This window comes from Paenarthrobacter sp. 10L420 (genome assembly GCF_056395385.1).
This window is the reverse complement of sequence record NZ_JBFTJK010000015.1, coordinates 118388-133983: the sequence shown is the minus strand read 5'-3', so window position 1 is coordinate 133983 and position 15596 is coordinate 118388. Positions and strand designations below refer to the sequence as shown.

General features: G+C 61.5%; 16 protein-coding genes. 8 read left to right on the top strand and 8 right to left on the bottom strand.

Going from position 1 to position 15596, the window contains the following annotated elements:
- Positions 1-164 precede the first annotated feature (164 nt).
- Positions 165-539: a MarR family winged helix-turn-helix transcriptional regulator gene (locus tag AC1DD5_RS19265; RefSeq protein ID WP_377654668.1), complete on the top strand. Its 375-nt coding sequence runs from the start codon at positions 165-167 to the stop codon at positions 537-539.
- A complete protein-coding gene (locus tag AC1DD5_RS19260; RefSeq protein WP_477519285.1) occupies positions 536-1798 on the top strand; it encodes an MFS transporter in 1263 nt (420 codons plus the stop codon). Before AC1DD5_RS19265 ends, AC1DD5_RS19260 begins: the two co-directional genes overlap by 4 nt.
- Before the next feature lie 2 nt (positions 1799-1800).
- On the opposite strand, the gene AC1DD5_RS19255 is transcribed toward AC1DD5_RS19260, so the two are convergent.
- The 5 genes from AC1DD5_RS19255 to AC1DD5_RS19235 all read right to left on the bottom strand — a co-directional run bounded on the left by AC1DD5_RS19255 (position 1801) and on the right by AC1DD5_RS19235 (position 7513).
- Entirely contained in the window at positions 1801-3150 is a 1350-nt protein-coding gene (locus AC1DD5_RS19255) for an MFS transporter (protein ID WP_477519286.1), read from the bottom strand.
- Between the two features lie 321 nt (positions 3151-3471).
- Positions 3472-4431 carry a carbohydrate kinase family protein gene (locus tag AC1DD5_RS19250; RefSeq protein WP_477519287.1) on the bottom strand — a complete coding sequence of 320 codons (960 nt, stop codon included), beginning with the start codon at positions 4429-4431 and terminating at the stop codon, positions 3472-3474.
- Positions 4432-4544: 113 nt separating this feature from the next.
- Complete coding sequence (locus AC1DD5_RS19245) at positions 4545-5339, bottom strand: ATP-binding cassette domain-containing protein (RefSeq protein WP_442004168.1); 795 nt, start codon at positions 5337-5339, stop codon at positions 4545-4547.
- Positions 5336-6382, bottom strand: a complete 1047-nt coding sequence (locus tag AC1DD5_RS19240; protein WP_477519288.1) for an ABC transporter permease — start codon at positions 6380-6382, stop codon at positions 5336-5338. The genes AC1DD5_RS19245 and AC1DD5_RS19240 overlap by 4 nt, the downstream gene beginning before the upstream one ends.
- An 18-nt stretch (positions 6383-6400) precedes the next feature.
- Entirely contained in the window at positions 6401-7513 is a 1113-nt protein-coding gene (locus AC1DD5_RS19235) for a substrate-binding domain-containing protein (RefSeq protein ID WP_442004170.1), read from the bottom strand.
- A 177-nt stretch (positions 7514-7690) separates the two neighbouring features.
- On the opposite strand from AC1DD5_RS19235, the gene AC1DD5_RS19230 reads away from it, so the two are divergent.
- The 5 genes from AC1DD5_RS19230 to AC1DD5_RS19210 all read left to right on the top strand — a co-directional run bounded on the left by AC1DD5_RS19230 (position 7691) and on the right by AC1DD5_RS19210 (position 12343).
- Positions 7691-8689, top strand: a complete 999-nt coding sequence (locus tag AC1DD5_RS19230; RefSeq protein ID WP_477519289.1) for a LacI family DNA-binding transcriptional regulator — start codon at positions 7691-7693, stop codon at positions 8687-8689.
- A gap of 39 nt (positions 8690-8728) precedes the next feature.
- A complete protein-coding gene (locus AC1DD5_RS19225; RefSeq protein WP_477519290.1) occupies positions 8729-9022 on the top strand; it encodes a putative quinol monooxygenase in 294 nt (97 codons plus the stop codon).
- A 30-nt stretch (positions 9023-9052) separates the two neighbouring features.
- Positions 9053-10138 carry an App1 family protein gene (locus AC1DD5_RS19220; protein ID WP_477519291.1) on the top strand — a complete coding sequence of 362 codons (1086 nt, stop codon included), beginning with the start codon at positions 9053-9055 and terminating at the stop codon, positions 10136-10138.
- Between the two features lie 146 nt (positions 10139-10284).
- Positions 10285-11253 (top strand): alpha/beta hydrolase, encoded by a 969-nt coding sequence (locus AC1DD5_RS19215; RefSeq protein WP_477519292.1) that lies wholly within the window; start codon positions 10285-10287, stop codon positions 11251-11253.
- Positions 11254-11344: 91 nt separating this feature from the next.
- A complete protein-coding gene (locus tag AC1DD5_RS19210) occupies positions 11345-12343 on the top strand; it encodes a helix-turn-helix domain-containing protein (protein WP_477519293.1) in 999 nt (332 codons plus the stop codon).
- An 86-nt stretch (positions 12344-12429) separates the two neighbouring features.
- On the opposite strand, the gene AC1DD5_RS19205 is transcribed toward AC1DD5_RS19210, so the two are convergent.
- From AC1DD5_RS19205 to AC1DD5_RS19195, 3 genes are all read right to left on the bottom strand, one after another.
- Complete coding sequence (locus AC1DD5_RS19205) at positions 12430-12861, bottom strand: SRPBCC family protein (RefSeq protein ID WP_477519294.1); 432 nt, start codon at positions 12859-12861, stop codon at positions 12430-12432.
- On the bottom strand, positions 12858-13322 hold the full coding sequence (locus tag AC1DD5_RS19200) for an SRPBCC family protein (RefSeq protein WP_477519295.1): 465 nt from the start codon (positions 13320-13322) through the stop codon (positions 12858-12860). Before AC1DD5_RS19200 ends, AC1DD5_RS19205 begins: the two co-directional genes overlap by 4 nt.
- 68 nt (positions 13323-13390) lie before the next feature.
- Positions 13391-14488, bottom strand: coding sequence for a LacI family DNA-binding transcriptional regulator (locus AC1DD5_RS19195; RefSeq protein ID WP_477519296.1), 1098 nt, complete (start codon positions 14486-14488; stop codon positions 13391-13393).
- A gap of 181 nt (positions 14489-14669) precedes the next feature.
- On the opposite strand from AC1DD5_RS19195, the gene AC1DD5_RS19190 reads away from it, so the two are divergent.
- Entirely contained in the window at positions 14670-15536 is an 867-nt protein-coding gene (locus tag AC1DD5_RS19190) for an ABC transporter substrate-binding protein (RefSeq protein WP_477522443.1), read from the top strand.
- Positions 15537-15596 lie beyond the last annotated feature (60 nt).

Here is a 15596-nt window from a genome sequence, read left to right as displayed (position 1 = left end):
GTGGACAGCCTGCCGGACGAGGAGCATAATAGTTAGCGGAGCTAATTAGCACTGCTAACTATTATGCCAACCTCAGGAGGCGCCTCCCAGTGACCGCAGCTATTAACGACGGACCGGCGGAGATTCAAGCTGACGTTCTTGCCATTGATCTTCGAACCGCGGTGATGCGGACATCCCGCAGGCTGCGCATCGAAGCCACTGGCGAGGTTATTACTCCCGGGCAGTACACGGTGCTCGCCCACCTTAATTCCGGTTCGCAGACGCTGCGGGAATTGGCCGAGCTGGAGCACGTCCAGGCACCGTCGATGACCCGGATCGTAAACGCCTTGTCCGGGCAAGGCTTCGTGTCACGGCAGGCCCACCCCGAAGACGGCAGGCAGGTCCACATCAGCATCACTGCCGCTGGCCAGGAAGTTCTGGCCGAGGCCCGCAGCCAACGGACTGCCTGGCTGGCCCAGCGGGTAGCAGGACTCAGCGAGGAGGATCGGCTGACACTCAGCCGGGCCGCACACATCATGCAGGAGATGAGCGCCAAGTGAGTGCCATGTTCCGTGCCCTCGAGAGTCCCAATTACCGGCTCTGGGCTGGTGGTGCACTGGTGTCCAACGTCGGCACTTGGATGCAGAGGGTGGCCCAGGACTGGCTGGTCCTGACGGTCCTCACAAATCACTCCGGAACGGCAGTGGGCATTACCACGGCGTTGCAATTCCTGCCCATGCTCCTGCTTGGGCCGTATGCGGGGGTTCTGGCTGATCGCTACCGAAAGCGCGTGATCCTCCTCTGGACCCAAACGGCCATGGGAATCTGCGGGTTGATCGTCGGCCTGCTGGTGGTAACGGGTGTGGCCCAGTTGTGGCACGTCTATCTCGCCGCCCTCGCCTTGGGGTTGGCTGCGGCCATTGACGGTCCGGCCCGTCAAGCGTTCGTGTCAGAACTTGTTGGTCCGGACAAGCTTTCCAATGCAGTGGCACTGAACTCGGCGTCCTTCAACAGCGCCAGGCTGACCGGGCCTGCCATCGCCGGCGTGCTCATTGCATGGATCGGCACAGGCCCAGTCTTCCTTCTCAACGCAGCGAGCTTTGCGGCCGTCATTATTTCCCTGTGCCGGGTTAAAGCCTCGGAGCTGGAGCCAGCAACGCCAGTGGCCCGCGGCAAGCACCAATTAGCCGAAGGCCTCCGGTACGTGCGTCAGCGCCCGGACCTGGTCCTCATTTTGCTGATGGTGGGCCTCCTGGGCGCCTTTGGCATGAACTTCCAGGTAACGAATTCGTTGATGTCCACGGCGGAGTTTGGCATGGGGCCGGAGGCGTTTGGCCTCCTGGGATCCATCATGGCCGTGGGAACGCTCGCGGGTGCGTTGCTTGCCGCCCGCAGGTCCGGCCCGAGGCTCCGTTTCATGCTGGGCGGCGCGCTGAGCCTCGGCGCCTTTACCGTCCTGGCGAGCATCTCGCCGTCGTTCTGGATTTATGCGGCAGTCCTTGTTCCAGTAGGGCTGGCGTCCATCACGTTCCTGAACAGCTGCAACACCACCATCCAGTTGTCCGTTGAGCCCCAATTCCGTGGACGCGTCCTCGCCCTGTACCTGGCTATCCTGCAGGGCGGCACGGCAGTTGGAGCACCCCTCATGGGTTGGATCGGCACGGAATTCGGGGCCCGCTGGGCTGTCGCATCAGGCGGGGTGGTGGTCTTGGTGACCGCCGTCGCTTGCGTGATCCTGGTCAGCCGCCGAAGCCAGAAGACGCTCCGTGAACATGTGCGCAGTGCATGGCTGCGGAGACGGGCAACCCAAGTGTCTTGAGGCTAGCGGACCTCAAGCTCCTCCAGCGTCTTTCCCTTGGTATCCGAAGACAAAAGGGTGGCCAGCGCCGAGACAAGGCAGATGCCCAGAGTGGTCAGGCCGATGACCATGGGGATGTTCGCAGATCCTGGGGGAGCGACGGCCGTGAACAAGCTCGGGAAGAACGAGGCGATCATGAGGCCGATGTTTTGTGAAACTGCGAAGCCCGTCACCCGCATCCGCATAGGGAACTGCTCCTGGAAGAACGTGGCGAAAGTGGCGTTCCACATCTGGAACAGGATGCCCTGGACGATGACAACGCAGACGAAGATCAGCGGCAGGCTGCCCTGTTCGATCGCCCACAGGTACACCATGGTCAGCAAGCCGCCAGCTATGCCGCCTGCAACCATGAGTGTCCGCCGGCCAATCCGGTCTGACAATGCCCCGAACAACGGGATAGTTACCACTGCGGCTACGTTTGCTGCCATGGTCACCCAGAGGAATTCACTGCTTGAGAAGCCGTTGCCGTAGCTCTTCTGGGTAGCGAAGGACACGCCGAAGATCAGGGTGGCCATGCCGATGACGTTCGTGAACGTCATCGCAACGCATCGGACCAGGACCCACGGGTGGGTGCGCAGGAGGTCTGCAAGGGGGAAGCGGCGTTTGGTGCTTGGCTCTTCCGACTGCGCCAGGTAGGCGGGGGGCTCCTGCACGCGGCGGCGAATGATGTAGCCGGCCAAAATCACGACGGCGCTGAGGAGGAACGGCACCCGCCAGCCCCAGGAATGGAACTGATCATCAGGCAGGAGGGCGGCGAGCGGAATGAGGACAGCAGTGGCGAGGATCGAACCCACCTGCGTGCCTTGAAGGCTGAAGCTAGCGAAGAAGCCGCGCCTTGCATCGGGGGAGTGCTCTACGATCATCGCGCTGGCACCACCGAGTTCGCCAGCGACCGCGAAGCCCTGGATCAAACGGAGAATCACCAGAAGGACGGGCGCAAGAAGCCCCACCTGCCCGTAGGTTGGCAGGAGTCCTACTGCGAAAGTAGCGAACCCCATGAGCAGCATTGCGAAAACGAGGACCTTCTTGCGTCCATGCCTGTCACCGTAAGCACCCAGGACCACTGCGCCGAGCGGGCGGGAAACGTATCCCACGGCATAGGTGGCCAGGGAAGCGATGATGCCTACGGTGGGGTTCTCCGTGGGGAAGAAGATAGTGGGGAAAAGCAACGTCGCGGCCAGTGAATAGAGCGCGAAGTCGTAGTACTCCAGCGCGCTTCCGATCCAGCCGCTCATTGCGGCTTTCTTCGGGTCCTTCCGGCCGATGGTGTCGTCCTGGGTTGAAGGGGTATCTCTCCGGTGCGTGACGGTCATTCGCCGAACTCCTTTGTCGCCGTTGGCAAGGAACAAAAACTCTTCCCATCCAGGACTGAACAATGCGGTACTCATTCAGCATGAGGAAGGTTACCTGTGGTGATCCCACTCTTGAATCGATTCATTAATCATACGATGTGACCTGCGATACGTCAAAGGATCGTTGTCGGAAGAGTTGTTCAGGGAGACGCAACGGAAAAACGCACGACGGCGGCAGATCGCCCCGGTACCCAAAGAACCGTTGGTTCGTCGGAACCGAAAGGCGAGCTGCCGCCGTCGTGATTTGATCAGGAAGTCAGGCCATTAGGAGAAAGGCCCTGGTTAAGGCGCAACAGCAAGATTCGCGCTGAGGGACATGCCCAGCCGTGCCTGCAGTTCTGAAACGGTGGGCGGGTTGGCGCCGGAGCGGCTGACCGTGATGGCCGCGGCCATGGAGGCAGTTTTTCCGATGGTTTCGAGTGCTCCCGGCGCAAATCCTTCTTCGCCCTCTGCCAAAAGGCCGAAGATGAGGGCTGACATATAGGAATCGCCGGCGCCGATGGTGTCGGCAACCTCGGTTTTCACGGAGGGGATGCTGAACTTCGCACTTTGCGTGGCGAGGAGGGTGCCGTCAGCGCCCATGGTGATGACGGCCAGGCGTGCCCCCAGCGCGAGCAGGCGGGACGTGACCTCGTCCGGAGACGCCGTCGGGTAGAGCCAGTGGGCATCTTCGTCGCTGAGTTTAACGACGTCCGTGAGCGGGAGAAGGTCCTCGAAGAGACTCTTTGCTTCAGCATGGCTGCCAAGCAGGGCCGGGCGGATATTGGGGTCATAAGTGACCAGGCACGACTTGTGGCCTTGCTCAAGAAGGGAACGAACAGTGGAGGCTCCCGGGGCCAGGAATGTGGCGATGGATCCGGTGTGCAGGACTTTCGGGATCATGGCAGGCGCTACCGGAGGCAGTTCCCAGGCGATGTCGAACTCGTAGCTGGCCGAGCCGTCTGCCGCCAAGGTGGCAGTAGCGGTGGCCGTGCGTTCAAGGGATGTTGAACCCGGAAGAAGCCGGACACCTGCGCTCTGGAGGTGGTTGGCGATAGCGGTACCGTGTTCGTCGTCGCCGATTGCTGTGAGCAGCCCCGTGGATACGCCGAGCCGGCCCAGGCCATAGGCCACGTTCGCCGGGGATCCTCCTGGATAGCTGATGGTTCCTTCGGGCGTGTGAACGATGTCGATAAGGGCTTCGCCGATAACAACAACATCCAGCTGGTCATGGGCGGAGGTGCCGGGGGGAGGCTTTTGCATCTCGGTTCTTTCGTCGGTACCGGCTGGACGGCCGGGTGTGGATCCGTCCGCGGACCTGTGGGCAGGTCCGCGGACGGAGAAGGGGGTTCCGTTGGCACGGAAGGTGCGGCCTGTCAGGCTTTGGCAGCACCTGTCATGATGGCGACGGCGTCGGTCATGGTGTGGGATTGCGGGGTGATGGTGGCCGCGCATTTGCCCAGGCGCTGGATGTGAATCCGGTCGGCCACGTCAAACACGTGGGGCATGTTGTGGCTGATCAGGATGACAGGCAGGCCGCGGTCGCGAAGGTCGCGGACCAACTGCAGTACCTGGTTGGATTCACGAACGCCCAGTGCCGCCGTCGGTTCGTCAAGAACAACCACCTTGGATCCGAAGGCCGCCGCACGGGCGACGGCGACTGCCTGGCGCTGGCCGCCGGAAAGGTTTTCCACGGGCACAGTGACGTCCTGCAGGGTGGAAATGCCCAACCGGGTCAGCTCTTCCTTGGCCTTTTTGCGCATGCCCTTGGTATCGAGCATCCGGAAGATGCTCCCCAGGGGGCCGGGAAGACGCTCTTCACGGCCGAGGAACAGATTCGAAGCGACATCGAGGGCCGGCGAGACCGCCAGGTTTTGGTAGACCGTTTCGATGCCGTGGACGCGGGCGTCCTGTGGCCGCTTGAAGTGGACCTGCTGTCCGGACACGAAGATTTCTCCTGTGTCCGGAACTTCGGCGCCGGTGAGGCACTTGATGAGCGTGGACTTACCGGCACCGTTATCGCCGATGATGGCCAGGACTTCGCCGGGATAGAGATCCAGGTTGACGCCGTCGAGGCCAACCACGCGGCCGAAGGTCTTCACGAGGTTCCTGGCTTTGAGGATGGGCTCGCGGGTTTCGGTGTGTGAGGCTGTAAATTCAGTCATGGTCATGACTTGACCTTTCGGATCCACTGATCGACGGACACGGCGATGATGATCAGGATGCCCACCGCGAGGGTCTGGTAGAGCACGTCCAGGCCAGCGAGGGAGAGGCCGTTGCGGAAGACACCGACGATCAGCGCTCCGAGCAAGGAACCCCAGATGGAGCCGCGGCCACCGAACAGGCTGGTTCCGCCAATCACGACGGCGGTGATGGAGTCCAGGTTCAGATCGACGCCGGCGTTGGGGCTTGCGGCGTTGGTACGGCCGATCTGGATCCAGGCGCCGACGGCAAGGACGGCTCCTGCGGCCAGGTAGACACTCATCAGGACGCGGTTGACGGGAATGCCCGCCAGGCGGGCCGCTTCCTTGTCATCGCCCACGGCGTAGAGGTGCCGTCCCCAAGCGGTTTTGCCCAGGATGAAGGCGACGACGATGTAGAGCAGGAGCATCATGACGACACCGGTGGAGATCCGGACGGGCCCGATCGGGAAGGTGCTTCCCAGCCAGGTGAGCACGCCAGGCATGGCGGATCCGCGGACGGTGCTGCCACCGGAGTAGAGCAGGGTCAGGGCGATGAAGATGTTCAGGGTTCCCAGCGTGACGATGAACGGCGGGAGCCGGAAACGTGTCACGAGGAAACCGTTCAGTGCACCTGACGCAAGTCCCACGATCAAACCTGCGATGAGTGCCAATGGACCTGGGACGCCACTGCCGACAGCCATCTGCGCGATCACCATCGAGGACAGGATCATGACTGCGCCGACGGAAAGGTCGATTCCGGCGGTCAGGATGATGAGCGTCTGCGCGATGGCCAGGGTTCCGACGACGGCGACCTGCTGGGTAATCAGGGAAAGGTTCTCTACCCGAAGGAAGCGGTCGTTGAGGAGTCCGAAGACCACCACGGCGATCAGCAGGACAATGGCCGGGCTGAGGGCGGGGTAGCGGTGGAGGATGTTGCGGATTCTGCTGAGGGGTGTTTGGCGGTCGAGGAATTCCTCGGCCAGGTCAGCGTGCCCGGCGCTCGGGGGGCCGGCGGTCTGTTGCTGGGTCACTTTAGGTTGCTCCTGAACTTACTTGCCCCAGCAGATCTGGGAAGCGTCGGTGGTGGTGATGCTCTTCACGCCGTCTACGGGCTTGTCCGTGACGAGCTCCACTCCGGTGTTGAAGAAGTCCAGGCCCTCGGAGTTGGCAGGCTTCTTGCCGGTCTTTGCGAGGTCAACAATGGCCTTGACACCAAGCTCGGCCATCTTGACCGGGTACTGCTGTGCCGTGGCACCGATCACACCGGACTTGACGTTGTTTACGCCTGAGCAGCCACCGTCAACGGAGACGATCAGGGCGTCTTTTTCCTTGCCCGCGGATTTCAGTGCTTCGAACGCGCCGGCAGCAGCAGGCTCGTTGATCGTGTAAACGACGTTGATGTTCGGGTTCTTGGCCAGCAGGGTCTCCATGGCGGTACGTCCGCCATCTTCAGCGCCCTGGGAAGCCTGGCTGCCGACGATTTCGTACTCGCCACCCTTGCCGCCGGTGTACTTGCCCGTCTTGGCTTCGTCGCCGTTCTTCTTCTTATCGGCGGTGTCGATGCCCAGGCCGGTCAGGAAGCCTTGGTCACGGTTATAGTCAACGGACACCACCTTGTCATCGAAGAGGTCCACAAGTGCGATCACAGCTTTCTTGCCCGCCAACTGCTGGGCAGTCCACTTGCCGATCAGCTCGCCGGCGGCAAAGTTGTCCGTGGCAAACGTGATGTCAGCGGCATCGGCCGGGTCCGGCGGGGTGTCAAGGGCAATAACGAACAGGCCAGCGTCCTTGGCCTTCTTCAGGGCATCCACTACGGACGGGCCGTTGGGGGTGATGAGAATTCCCTTGTCGCCCTTGGAGATCGCGTTTTCAATGGCCTGGATCTGGGTGTCCTCGTCGCCGTCGGCCTTGCCTGCGGCAAGCTTGAGATCAACGCCGTCCGCCGCGGCAGCCTTCTTGGCGCCATCCTGCATCGACACAAAGAACGGGTTGGAGGTGGTCTTTACGATCAACGAAACGCCGATCTTTTCGTCACTGCTCGCGCTGGACGACGGCGAGGAGCCGCCGCCGCAGGCAGTCAGGCTTAGTGCGCCCAGCGTCAGGACTGCGCCGGCGGCAAGAAGACGGGTCTTTGCCGACCTCGAGGCTTTGGAACTCAACATTGAAACTCCTGTTTTTTGTGGCTGCTCATGGCGAGTGATTCCCCCATGACAACGTTGTCAGGTAACATGTAACCAAGCTCACACAGTGCAGTCAAGTGTTAATTGAAGTTGAGGAGCATTTCGTTGACAACGATGTCTAATCGTTACCAAGCCGACCCTGCGCGCAAGCCCCCCACGATGAAAAACGTCGCTGATCTTGCCGGGGTTGGCATCAAGACGGTCTCAAGGGTGGTGAACGACGAACCAGGCGTTTCGGAGGAAACCCGTCAGCGGGTCCTGCGGGCAACGGAGCAACTTCAGTACCACCTGGACATCACAGCCGGCAGTCTGAAGCGGTCCGGCCGCAAGACCCAATCCATCGGACTGTTGCTTCCGAGCGTGTCCAACCCCTTCAGCGGTGAGATTCACCGCGCGATGGAGGATGCCCTCGGTGAGCGGGGAATTGCTGTCTTCGCCTCGAGCCTGGATGACGACCCGGACCGGGAAAGGAAGTTGATTTCGGCTTTCCTGGGGCGTCGCGTGGATGGTCTTGTGCTGACCACGATCGCGAAGAGCCAGGCCTACATGATCCCCGAACACTCCCGTGATCTGCCGTTGGTGTTCATCGACCGCGAGCCCGTGGGTATCGAGGCGGATGCGGTAGTTACGGACAATGAGGTGGGCGCCGCGGCGGCAGCCGCGCATCTCATCAAGCATGGCCACACCAAATTGGCTTACCTCGGGGACCGGACCGATATCCAGACCGCCGTGAAACGCCGCGCAGGTTTCCTGGACGAGGTCGGCAGGTCCGGGATCGCGACCTCCACCGTTGCGGTCCGGGAGAATCTTCACGACGAGGAAACGGCCCTCAAGGCTGCGCACGAATTGCTCACATCGGAGAACCCGCCAACCGCGATATTCTCCAGTCAGAACCTGGTAACTTTCGGTGCCATGCGGGCGCTGAAATCCGTCGGTGAGCAGCACAAAGTTGCTTTGGTCGGATTTGACGACTTCACCCTGGCCGACATGATGGAGCCGGGAGTAACCGTGGTTGCCCAGCACCCTGAACGCATCGGAAAGCTCGCTGCAGAACGGATCCTTGCAAGGATCGACGGCGACAATCGCTCACCACAGACGTATATCGTCCCGACGGAACTCATCCCCAGGGGCTCCGGCGAGATACTGCCCCAGAACTAACCAGAAGCAATCCCGATTCAATCGATCAAAGGACCGGACATGACCAAAACTTTGTACGCAGAATTCACCGTCAAGGAAGGCAGCGAAACCAGGGTCGCTGAAATGATGACAGAACTCGCAGGGCACGTGCGCCAGGAACCAGGCAACGTCACGTTCCTGCCCTACACGCGGGAAACCAATCCGCGGGAATATTTCGTGTTCGAGGTCTACCGCGACGAGCAAGCCTTCCAGGAGCACATCGGCGCAGAATACGGCCGAAAGTTCAACGCGGAGTTGGCTGATCACATCGAAGGCGACGGGTCCGTCCTCACCTGGCTCACGCCCGTATGGTAGCCTTCCGCCCGGCCATGCCAGACTGGACGCATGTTTCCCCGTCCTGAGAAACCGCGCACTTTGTCCAAGAGCGACCATCTGGCTGTCAGGCTCGACGACGCGTGGCTGAGGTTCCAGACGCGCCTCGCCATCCGGAGGGGTCGAGTGGAAACGGTCATCCCGTACACCGGATACGGCACTACTTCCTGGGTCCGGGTGCTGGCCAGAGTTGTTCGCAGCGACCCCCGCGATGCCGCCGGCCATGCCAACCCCTTGCAGGAGAGCATGCGCGGCTGGCGGAACTTCATTAGTGCGCCCGTCGCTCATGCAGCCGTACGGGTGACCATTGCAGGCACCGTCCATGACGTCGAAGCCGACCGTGGGGGCGTCGTCGATGTCCGCATTGAGGCAGCCCTGGATCCCGGCTGGCACACGATCACCCTGCAATCCGGGAGTTCCAGAATCGTCGAGGCTCCCGTGGAAGTCGTGGCGGACGACGCAGACTTCGGTGTGGTTTCCGATATTGACGACACCGTCATGGTGACAGCCCTTCCCCGACCGTTCCTGGCTGCCTGGAACACCTTTGTGCTCAATGAGCATGCGAGGACGCCGACTCCAGGCATGGCCGTCCTCTACGAGCGGATCGCCAGGACGGCACCCACGGCGCCGGTGCTCTACCTGTCTACCGGGGCCTGGAATGTGGCGCCCACACTGTCACGGTTCCTGTCCCGCAATCTGTACCCCGCAGGGCCCAAGCTGTTGACCGACTGGGGACCCACGCCGGACCGATGGTTCCGTAGCGGCAGGGAGCACAAGCGCACTTCGCTGGAGCGCCTGGCAGAGGAGTTCCCCCGCATCAAGTGGCTGCTCGTAGGCGACGACGGACAGCACGACGAAGCCATCTATTCCGAATTCGCACATCGCCACCCGGAGAACGTCAGGGCGATCGCCATCCGGCAGCTCTCCGTCGGTGAAGCGGTGCTCGCCGGCGGTAGGTCAAAGTCCGGGGGACAACCGACGCCGGGAATCCCTTGGATCTATGCTCCGGACGGTGCCGGGATGTCAGCGCAGCTCGAGGAACTCGGCATCATCCAGAGCAGTGTGCGCTCAGCGGACGAACCAGAGCAAGGCGACTGAGGTAGCTGTGAAAACACGTCGCTGAGGACCGCCACATGGCGGTCCTCGCCGTTCCTTTTGAGGGCTTTTGGCGGTTAGCTTCGTGGTCGGGCGCACCTAGGCTTGCTTCAGGTCACGACGAAGTGGCCGAATTAATGGAGGTCAAGATGAAATCGGTACATAAAGCGCCACCTTTTGATCCGGAGCTTGGGGCGACACTTGTGGCATTGGGTGATCTGATCACTCCCACGCTGACGCCTGACATGATCGAAGGCATGCGGCAGTCCTTCGTGGCGACTCCTATCGAGGATCTCTTGGCCGGTCGCCCAGTAGAACACTTTGAACGGACCATTCCAGGCCCCGTAGGGGCTCCAGATCTCATCGTGTCCATTTTTCGGCGGATAGACCACGAGCCTGGCGGACCCGGAATCTTCCACATTCACGGCGGCGGAATGGTCATGGGCGATCGGTTTCTTGGCGCGGATTGGCTCATTGAGTGGGTCGAGCTTTTGGATGCCGTGGCTGTCTCTGTCGAATATCGTCTTGCCCCTGAAAACCCGGACCCGGCGCCCGTGGAAGACTGCTACGCGGGCCTGGAATGGGTGGCCGCGAATGCTGCAGAGCTGGGCATTGATCCTGATCGCCTCATTGTTGCCGGTGCGAGCGCAGGTGGAGGGCTTGCTGCCGGTGTTGCCCTGCTGTCACGCGATAGGGGTGGCCCTGAACTGGCCGGTCAGCTCCTGATCTATCCAATGCTCGATGACCGCAATGACACTATCTCGAGTCGCCAAATTGATGGCATCGGCGTGTGGGACAGGACGAGCAACGATACCGGCTGGGACGCGCTCCTCGGCGGCCGTCGGAAGACAGAGGACGTTTCCATCTACGCGGCGCCGGCCCGGGCTGAGGATCTTTCAAACCTTCCTCCCACTTTCATCGATGTGGCCTCCGCAGAGGTTTTCCGCGACGAAGACATTGCCTACGCTTCCACCATTTGGGCCTGCGGGGGTGACGCGGAGCTTCACGTGTGGCCCGGCGGTTTCCACGGGTTTGATATTTTCTTTCCCCAAGCAGCGCTCTCCGTCATGGCACGGGAGGCCCGCACCCAGTGGCTTCGACGCATTCTGGATGCCTGAACCCACGTCCGGCTGCCCGTCATGCATTGCCGCAGCAGCCGGACTGGGCCACCATTAACTTCTCGAAGACCAAAGGTGGCGGGCGATAGTTATGCAAGGACTCGTGTGGCGCCTCAAAGCGCTCGATCCCCAGGCCTCGGAAAGCCTCAAGGTCATCACGTATTTCGACGCGCTGGTCAACAGCCGGGCGAATGCAGAAATGCTCATCCGCGGGGCGGCGGTACTGTGTGACTGTTCAGTTGGCTTTGCCATGGATGGCCGTTCCATGTGCGTTGATGCATCTGGACGGAGGATGCCGGAACAACAAGGTGAGTGGCCTTCCAAAGAGTTTGGTGCCGACGGGCGGGCATGGATTGAGCGCGCCAGCCCCGGGTTCGTCAATGATGAATTGATCCTGGAACGGCTCGCGATTGCACTGGGCATCTTTTGGGATCGAACGAGTCCCGTAGCAGCCACGCGACGCGCAATTGAGACGATCATCAGCAGCGAGTCTTCATTGGAAAGACGCATGGAGGCGGCAGCCCTTCTGCACTTGGAGCGCACTGGCTCATACAGGGTTCATACAATCCCTGCGGTGATGCCAATGCCCGGATCGTCAGCGGTAGTTCACACGGAATTCGGTGCAATCCGGGCATTCATTCGCCCGTCCATGGCGACTGCGCCACAGGATACGAGGGCAGGAATCGGCTTGGCCACCGTCCCCCAGGAGCTGGACAGATCTTGGCAGACAGCACTCCTGGCCCTCAGACTTACCAGCCCACACCGCCCGATTCACACCGCGGACGATCTTGGCAGCCTCATCGTGCTTGCTGAAAGGGCAAACGAGGCCACCCACGAACCGGCTGACGTTACGGCTTTGAAACGGCTGATCGCAGAACAGCCCAAGGCGTGGCGGATAGAGGAAGCCATTGCTGAAGCAGGCAGCCTGCGCGCTGTGGCCGGTCAGCTCAATCTGCATCACTCGAGTGTCCAGAACCGCGCAAGCGAGTTCACGTCCGCCCTCGGCTTCGACATTCGAATACCGTCAGGCCGCGTGCGGCTTACGCTGGCGCTTACTCTGTTCCTGCTTTCCACCAACAGATTCGATTAGGGCAATGAACCACGACGGCGATGGCAGCCCCGGGTGGGTGACTAGCCGACGTCGTGGTTTTACGAAGCGGACCGCGAAAGCAGCCGTCAGGATTCCAGCACGCGCTTCAGGTTCTGGACAAAGACCTTGTTTCGCCGGGGAACCATGTACGCCATCATCGGGGTCATGAGAACCTTGAGCCCGCTTGGTTGCATCTCCACGCCTCGAGTGAAGCGGGCGCCTTCCCCGGCTGGCTCCACCGTGTAAGTGATGCGTGGCTGCAGTCCTGCGAAGTCGGCTCGATATTGCAAGCGCGAGCCGGGCCTGACATCCACGGCTGTGAATGTGCCGTCGGTCTTGCCCATGAAGGGTTTGAAGTTCAGCGGGTAGGTCTTGCCGACGATTGGGACAGGGTCGGTTTGGTCAGGCACGCTGGCAATGTCAACGTGCCAGTTCGGTTCGTTGCGAAGGTCCGCCACGTACTGGAAGACCTCTTCCGGTGTCCGGGCGATGACAACGCTCTCTGCAGATTTGATCATGGCTCCGTGGCGCCTTTCGCTTCCAACTTTTTCAGGCCCATTCGCAGTGAGCTTGCCACCGGCGCGCCCCGGGTCACGACGATCATGAAGGCGGCCAGGCGACCCATGAAACTTGTGGGCTTACGGTTCCAGGTAACGTGAATGCGTGAACCGCCAGACTCGTTGGGTGTGATTCGCGCATTCACGTAGCTTCCCGGCGCGCAGAAATTACTCTCCTGGACAGTCCACTTCACTTCGTCGGGGTTTGCCCAGTCGTAGTGTTCCTTGGCCCAGATCACGCCACCGGGAGCTTTGCTTCCTTCTCTGATGTCCGCGAAGGTGTCGCCCACCTGGTAAACCTCGTACATGGGTGGGTAGATGCCTGGCCAGATCTCCGGCCGACGCGGGCTAAAGTCCAGCAAGGCCTCCCGTACTTTCGCCGGTGGGACGACGGAATCCAGATCCATTTCCACTTTTGGCATGTCAGCTTCCTCACCTGATGCTTCCAGTGTGGCCGTTTCTGTTGGGCGTGCAAGGGGTTTGGCAGGGGTTAACCGCCCGCCTGGCTGAGCACGCCGACGTCCTTCGGCGATCCGATTGAGCCGCGGAGCACGAGTCGCGCCTCCAACGGCGGGCCAGCTGGTGCGGAAGATTTCCTGCCCTCAATCAGCCGGATCAACGCGGTGGCGGCGGCCATTCCCATCTCGTAGACAGGCTGCGCAATGACGGTGAGCGGGGGAGTGGTGAGACGGGTCCAGGCGAAATCGTCGTACATGAGGAGGGATACGTCCGAGGGGATGGAGAGCCCCGATTCCTGGATGGCCTCCACAACGCTCAAGGCGATGAGGCCGTCAGAGGCAATGATGGCCGTAGCAGCATCCGGCCCCTTCAGCAGGTCACGGGTGATTCGCATAATGGAATCGGCGTCACCGGCATTGAGACGCACCAGGTCGATCGGCTGGCTGAGGCCTTCCTCTTCGAAGGCGCGGCGGATTCCCTCCAGGCGGTCCGAGATTTGCGAGGAATCCAGTGTCATCCCCGCAACGTAGGGCCCGTCTGTCCGAACGGTGGAGACGAACGCGATGCGTCGATGGCCTGCTTGGATGAGGTACTTGGTGGACTCGTAGGAGATGGTTCCCATGTCCACGGCGAAGGTCTCGACGTCGAGTCCTTCGGCGGCGCGGTCCAGCAGGACCAGGGGCCGGCCAGAGTCGCGGACCTCCTTCAAGTGTGAGGTTTCCACGGATGAGGCTGGAGCCACGATCAGTCCGTCAACGCGCTTGTCCAGAAGCACCTGGACGGCGTCCACCTCGGCGGCCCGTTCTTCATCCGTGTTGATCAGGATGACGTTGTAGCCGCTCTTCTTGGCGGTGTCTGTGATGCCCCTGGTGGCCAAGCCGAAGTGCGGGTTTTCGATATCGCCCACCACCACGCCGATGGTGTTTGATTTGCCCGTGTTCATGCTGCGCGCAAGCTCGTTGGGGCGGTAGCCCAGCCCTTCGGCAGCGGCGAGAACCCGCTCCCGGACGTCGTCGCTGACTGCGCCATAGTTGCCCAGGGCGCGGGCGGCTTGGGCCTTGGAGACTTGCGCGGCTTTGGCGACGTCGGCAACTGTCACGTCCCGCCGTCGGGATCCATCAGTACTCATGTTCACCTTTCAGAAGTGGTGTTGACGCGGCTTGTGACTTCCGCTACATTTTCAATCAATCGATGTGAGTCCGGTCTCAATCCTAGGGGCTGAGACCGGACTCAACAAGACCCCGCATCGAGTAAGACCCCAAAAGCGGCCCAGACAGCACCGCTGGCCCTCCCCACGATTGGACAACGCTGTGATCAAACTGAACTTCCGCCCGGCAGCGCTCGCAGCAGCAGCCTTGGCGGCTATCCTCGCCCTCTCCGGCTGTGGCGGATCCTCTGCCGGGACCTCGAACTCGGCTGAGAATCCTTACGGCCTGATCGAACCCGGCACCATCCGCGTCGCCAGTCTTGGCGACTCGAAGCCGTACACCTTCACGGACGGCTCGGGTAACTTCACCGGCTTCGATGTGGAGCTCTTCAAGGACGTGGCCCACCGCGCCGGCGTGGACAAGGTTGTCTTCACCGGACAGGACTTCTCCGGCCTGCTTGCAGCCGTGGCCAATGGCCAGTTCGACGTCGGTGTCGCGGCCATTGGCATCACGGACAAGCGCAAGGAAACCGTTGACTTCTCCGACGGCTACCTGGCCGGCTACCTGACGGTCATCACCACCAAGACCTCAGGCATCAAGGACGTCAACGGCCTCTCTGGTAAGCGCCTGGGCGTTGTCCAGGGCACCCTCCAGGAAGCCTACGCGGTCAAGAACTTCACCTCCGCCCAGCTGGTCCGCTTCCCGGACAACAACACCGCAATCTCCGCCGTCAACAGCGGCGCAGTGGACGCCCACTTCCTGGACTACGAGGCAGCCAAGGCGTACCAGGAGCAGTTCGGACTGGTCAGTGCAGCTGACATCCCGTCCTTCGACGCCCCGGCAGGCTTTGCCATTGCCAAGAACAAGCCCGCCTTCAAGGAAGCCTTGAACAAGGGCCTTGCCGCGGCCATGGAAGACGGCACCTGGAAGAAGCTCTACCAGAAGTGGTTCCCGGGCTCGCCGATGCCCGAGCAGTATCTGCCCAAGGCGGAGCAGACCTCCAGCCCGTCGCCAACGGCTGCCAAGTAGCGGCTGCCAAGTAGCGCAACCGCCTACTCAACAACACCGCCTACTCAACAACACCGCCGG